Here is a 3070-nt window from a genome sequence, read left to right as displayed (position 1 = left end):
TTTAGATTTTCAACGACATGTCGATTTTTTTGAAGCAATAGATTTATCTAAGTGGTATCAAATAAGTTGGAATAAAGCCTCTAAGTCTAGCAATAAAGCTCTACAATATGCCTATAAGTCTAATCATGATGCTATAGAATATTGTCGAAAGGAGTTTCTTCGCCCTGAAGGCTGAAACACTTTTATGACAAAAGTTTATGGAAAAACCCCTGCATAAATGTAGAGGTTTAATGTAGGGGTTTTTATATTGGGGGGTGTTAAGGGTTAATATCATGTTCAGATAATCCTTATCTTACTAGAAGATAAAATGAAAATACGAGATTAAGACATTATTTAGCCAGACTACATCGACTTTCTCTGTGCTACTCTAAATCTGAATAAATGTTGGAATTATCAATTAGGCTTTTTATTTATTATTTAATATATCAGATAATTTACCTTTCTGGTTAAACCATTTAGTTATTCAGCAACGCCAAAGCAATAGTTCATGGTTTAAGAATTCATACTTCTAAACCATTTGTCGAGCCATCAAATTGGCAAATAACCCTTCCTGATTAAGCAGTTCCTCAAAGGTTCCCTGCTGTACCACTCTCCCAGCTTCCAGGACATAAATACGGTCTGCGTTGCGGATAGTGCTGAGGCGGTGGGCAATTACGATCCGAGTCACTCGCAATTCGTCAATACTTTGACTAACAATGCTTTGAGTGCGGTTATCTAAAGCACTGGTAGCTTCATCGAATATCAATAGTCTTGGTTTTAAGACTAAGGCACGGGCAATTAATAGCCGTTGTCGCTGTCCACCAGAAAGATTGGTACCACCTTCAGAAATAACGGTGTGCATCCCCATCGGCATGGCTTCAATATCATCAGCAAACCCTGCCATTTTTGCAGCTTCCCAGGCTTCATCCATGGTAACTAAAGCACCACTGGCAATGTTATCGAAGATAGAAGCACTATTAATTCGACCGTTTTGTAGCACTACTCCTAGTTGCCGACGCACAGCTGAGATATCTAGTCCAGATAAGTCTTGACCATCGTAGTAAATGGTGCCATTTTCAGAGGTTTCAAACCCCAACAGTAATCGGATAATCGTGGATTTGCCACTACCAGATGGACCGACTAAAGCAATAAATTCTCCAGGGTTTGCCTGAATAGTAATATTCTCTAAAGTCAAAGGACTATCCTTTCGGTAGCGGAAGCTGACATGATCTAATTTAAGTTGCCCCGAAAGCCGTCCTGGATCCGCTTTGCTTAAGTCTAGTTCTGGTGTAGCTTCTAAAATCGGTTGAGTTCGTTCCCATAAAATACCTATTTCTAAGATATTAATTAGGGTATTGCTTAAATCAGTTGCGCCAGTGATAAAGGTTCCAAAAGCAGTATTGAAGGCTAAAAACGTACCAGTAGATAAACCTTGCCCAGATTGGGATTTGGTAATGGATTCGACAGCCAAGGCGAAGATAATCATTTGGCTTAGGGTAGGAAGTATGGTATTAAATACGTTCAGTAAGTCTTCAATTAACTGCGTACTCAGCACCAGCTTAATTTGCTGAGTATAGTATTTAGCCCAGTAGGCAAATGCCCGATTTTCTGCCCCTGCTACCCGGAGTTTAGAAACACCACCAATTAGCTGCACCGTCAGTCCAAAAATTTCTCCTGCTAGCTGTTGCAAGGGTCTTAGCTTGCGCCGGGTTAAAATACCAGAGGTAGTGGTCACAATGATCGCAGTTAATGCCACTCCCAACGGGACTAAGGCTAATTGGGCATCGTAGATGAACAGCAAACCCAAATTTAACAGAGAGAAAAAACTGGTGAATAGGGTTTGCATCACTGTGCCACTGAGTCGGTTACGGATCTCAGAAATTGCTGAAGCCCGGGATATTAGGTCTCCAGTGGAATATTGCTGAAAAAAAGAAATTCTTAGGTTTAATAATCGGTCCCAAACAGCGGCTTGGCTGGTAGCTTCGCTAATCGTTTGTAATCTCAAGGTGGCAAGCCCTTGAGCCACTTGAAAGATGGCACTGCCAAAGCTAGCTGCTAACAGTCCTAACCCTACCTGTCCTAATAATCCCCGGTCAGCATCGGGAATAGCATTGTCAATCAGAATGGCAGTGGCTTGGGGAGTGACCATTCCCAAAACAGCAGCGGCAACTCCCGTCAACATCAAGGTGATTAACTCTTTGCTACGACCTCTAAAAGTAAACTGGAGTAAGTCTAAGGCTTTAATTGCTTGATCGGGGAATGACCGATAAAACATATAAGCCATGGGAGCAACGAAACTAGCATTATTGCCATTGACTGGGACACGCTTTCCCGATTCTGGGTCTAGGACCTCATACTCACCCACCCCTATTGGTAGCAGTGCCACAGGTCGATTATCCTCTCGGGTGTAGGCTAATAGAGGCCCATTGTCCTTCTTCCACCAGTAGTCACGTAGAATCACTCGCCGGATCCGAATGCGGGAAGCACGGGCGATCGCTTCTATGGGTTCTCGGACTCGATTCAGGTCTTCTGACTGGGCAGGGGGATTAATTTGAATCCCCATCGCCCTTCCTACAGCACCAGCGGCAATTAACAGGGGGGTTCCCTGTTGAAAACTCTCTTTTAACTGGGGCTTGATCACAGATGCTAGTTCTGCAATCGCTTCCGTAGTAACTTGATGATTGAGGCGTTCCCGTTCTTGGAACTGAGTCAGTTTTTGAGCTGATTCTGTTTGTTCGAGTTTAGCTAGGTAGTGGTAGAGGTTACTGTATAGCTGATCCAGATGGGACTGTAGGGACTCCCAACTGTAAACTGCTGAGGTATCCAATACTGTAGACGGAGTAACCACACCAGGGAAGATGGAAAATCCCTCAATCCATTTCTCGGTCAACCTAATGATGTCCTGGGAAATCCGGGTGGCTGCTTTACCATTACTATTCCCTTCTAGTTCTATTTCTCTAGTGGTTAACTGACAAACTGTTGCTTCTTCAATTGCCACAGCTAGCATGGTGTAAGGCTTGTCTTGGGCATTCGCCCCCATCCCAAACAAAGCCTCACCCACTCCCAGGCTAATTAGTTAACGCCGTCGCCC

Annotated in this window: 1 protein-coding gene and 1 pseudogene; one reads left to right on the top strand and one right to left on the bottom strand. The window is 43.6% G+C overall.

Features of this window, described 5'->3' with window-relative positions:
- Positions 1 to 288 precede the first annotated feature (288 nt).
- Positions 289 to 450 (top strand): annotated as a pseudogene (locus F6K57_RS41445) (IS1 family transposase); the annotation flags it as partial.
- Between the two features lie 58 nt (positions 451 to 508).
- Here the strand turns inward: F6K57_RS41445 and F6K57_RS41440 are convergent.
- Positions 509 to 3040 carry an NHLP bacteriocin export ABC transporter permease/ATPase subunit gene (locus tag F6K57_RS41440; protein WP_293074953.1) on the bottom strand — a complete coding sequence of 844 codons (2532 nt, stop codon included), beginning with the start codon at positions 3038 to 3040 and terminating at the stop codon, positions 509 to 511.
- Between the last annotated feature and the right edge of the window lie 30 nt (positions 3041 to 3070).

Source organism: Moorena sp. SIO4A5 (assembly GCF_010672005.1).
Taxonomy (GTDB): Bacteria; Cyanobacteriota; Cyanobacteriia; order Cyanobacteriales; family Coleofasciculaceae; genus Moorena.
Note: the sequence above shows the minus strand (reverse complement) of the source record. Positions and strands in the feature narration are given on the sequence as shown.